Raw genomic sequence first — 2337 nt, 5'->3', positions numbered from 1 at the left:
GGCCGTCCTCGTCGGCGGTGCGCTCGGAGGAGCGATGCTGGCCGCGATGTGCGCGATCGACATCCGGCTGCCCTTCCTCGACGCGGTGCTGGCTGCTGACGCCGCCCGTCGGGTCTGGCCGCGGCTGCTCCTCGCCACGGTGGCGGGAGTGTTGCTCGCCGCGCTCACGGTCGTCGTCATCCGCGGCCGGCCGCGCCTTCGCCGGCGTCGGAGGCGGTCGGCACTGCGCGGCCCCGAGCGGCTGCCGTGGCTGCGCACCGGCGTGTTCGCCGTCGCCCTGTCGGCGACGATCGTCTTCACCTGGCACAGCCGCAGCGCAACGGGTCGCACCCTGGCATACCTCGGCGGATCGCTCGTCGTCGCCGCCACCCTCCCGGCCGTCGTGGGCGTCCTGCTCACCGTCGTCGGGCGGACCGGCGGCGGCTGGGGTCTGCGCCGCGGGTCGGCCGGGGCGCTGACCGGGGGCCGGCGGCTGCAGCGAGGTCCGCACCGGACCGCTCGGCTCGCACTCGGACTGTGCTTCGGGATCCTGCTCGTCGGGCAGGTCCAGCTGTGGAGCAGCGCGCTCGGCGTCCAGTACTACCAGGCGCTGGACACCCGGGCCAGGCTGGGACACCGTCGCCACGGCGGACCACACGACCTACGGGCCTGCCATGGCGCGCTACGTCGCGGCTCTGCCGGAGAGCGCGCTGCCCGCCTGGACCTCGTTCGGAGAGACTCCCGGAGACGCCTCGGATCACTCGATGACGACCCGCGTGACGGCGCCGTGCAGCACCCTGGAGACGCTCGGGCTGCCGTGCGCCGACGGGCCGATCTCGGTCCGCCGACCGAACGCCCAGCTGTCACAGCTCGTCCTCGGCTCCTCCTCGGACCGGGACCTGGTACGCGTGACCGTCGCCGAGCAGCCGGACCTGCGAGCCCTGGCGAAGGAGGGGGCCTCGTTCGTCGTCGTCTCGCCGACCATCGACGGGCTGCCACTGGATCGGCTCCAACGGACGGCGTACGCGATGGTCCCCGGCGGGCTCCAGCTGGAGACACCCGGCCAGGGCTGGGTCACCGCGGGCCAGAACGTCCTGCTGGGCGGCCGCTGGACGGTGCTGCTCGGGTCGATCGGGCTCGCTGTCGTCGCGTTGGCCGGCACCTGCGCGCTCGCCGGCGACGTGCTGGCCTCGGGCGCGGCGCTCACCCGGCTCGCGCGGCTCTCGGCTCGGTCCCGGTGGGTCTACGCGCTCACGCTGTGGCGCACCGCGGTCCCGCTCACGTCCGCCGGCCTGCTGGCCGCGGGGGTCTATCTCGTCCTGCCGACCGGGATATCGCACGACACCGGCGTTCTCGGTGTCCCGCTCTTCGCGCCGTCACCGGTCCTGGCCCTCACCACGTCGCTCGCCGCGATGGCGCTGGCTGTGTGCGTATCGACCTGGGCGGCCCGGCGGCTGACCCGGGCCTGACAGCGGCTCGACGGATGTCGTGACCACACGGCAGTCATGAGACACCTCGAACCGTGGGAGGGAGGGCAACGGGGCGACCGGGATCGTCCCGGCTGCGATCGGGGCAGGTGACCGCAGCCGGGACGAGTTCGTGGGCCGTGCGAGGCGCCGTGCGAGGCGTCGGGCGACGCTCCCGGCGACGCCTCACACCTCTCCATCGCGGGTCAGCTGGCGTCGGCGATGGTGGACCGCCCGTCGAGAAGGGCCTCCCGCTCGTCCTCGGTCAGGCCGCCCCAGACGCCGTAGGGCTCCCGGATCGCGAGGGCGTGCTCGCGGCACTGCCGCAGGACGGGGCAGCCGAGACACACCTGCTTGGCGGCGCTGTCACGGGACCGGCGCGCGGATCCGCGCTCACCTTCGGGATGGAAGAAGACCTCGGGACTCACGCCGCGACAGGCCCCCATCAGCTGCCAGTCCCACACGTCGGCCAGCGGCCCGGGAAGTCTCGTGATCTCAGCCATGTCGGTCCCTCCTCGCCGAATGGTTTCCCGGTCACCCCCGGGACTTCTTTCAACGTAGGTTGCGACAGGTCTGAGGTGGGCAAGGGTTTGGTAAGGAGTTGTTCAAGATTGGGACGATGGTCTCAATGGTCGAGAAACGGCCCGTTGACCTGCGACAACGTCGCGCACCGAGCGCGTCACGGGTGGCGGATCGGTCGGTTTCCCGGGATGGGTGTCCGGGGTGTGGACCACGCCAGCTACCGAGCAGTACGTGTGGGTGGCGACCATGCTCGTCGGAAGGTCTGGATACCTCGACTCGGGCGGGCTCCCCTGGCGTCGAGGTAACGGGGGACCGTCGCGGGGTCTCTGGATACCTCGATTCGGGCGGGCTCCCCGGGGGTGGAGGTAGC

At 72.4% G+C, this 2337-nt stretch carries 3 protein-coding genes; 1 reads left to right on the top strand and 2 read right to left on the bottom strand.

The features are described from left to right. On the bottom strand, positions 1-330 hold a 330-nt coding region (locus tag BN12_RS26345), incomplete at its 3' end, for a hypothetical protein (protein WP_235432486.1). 323 nt (positions 331-653) lie between these two features. Between BN12_RS26345 and BN12_RS21080 the strand changes: the two genes are divergently transcribed. Then, entirely contained in the window at positions 654-1448 is a 795-nt protein-coding gene (locus BN12_RS21080) for a hypothetical protein (RefSeq protein ID WP_048555534.1), read from the top strand. Between the two features lie 203 nt (positions 1449-1651). Here BN12_RS21080 and BN12_RS21075 read toward each other — a convergent pair whose 3' ends face one another. Continuing rightward, a complete protein-coding gene (locus tag BN12_RS21075) occupies positions 1652-1948 on the bottom strand; it encodes a WhiB family transcriptional regulator (protein ID WP_048555532.1) in 297 nt (98 codons plus the stop codon). Between the last annotated feature and the right edge of the window lie 389 nt (positions 1949-2337).

Source organism: Nostocoides japonicum T1-X7, from assembly GCF_001046855.1.
In the GTDB taxonomy this organism is placed as follows: Bacteria; Actinomycetota; Actinomycetes; order Actinomycetales; family Dermatophilaceae; genus Nostocoides; species Nostocoides japonicum.
Note: the sequence above shows the minus strand (reverse complement) of the source record. Positions and strands in the feature narration are given on the sequence as shown.

What these genes read in the sequence shown, in the direction of transcription:
- BN12_RS21080 (WP_048555534.1), top strand. Translation starts at nt 654, where the DNA reads ATGGCGCGCTACGTCGCGGCTCTGCCGGAGAGCGCGCTGCCCGCCTGG.
- BN12_RS21075 (WP_048555532.1), bottom strand. Translation starts at nt 1,948, where the DNA reads ATGGCTGAGATCACGAGACTTCCCGGGCCGCTGGCCGACGTGTGGGAC.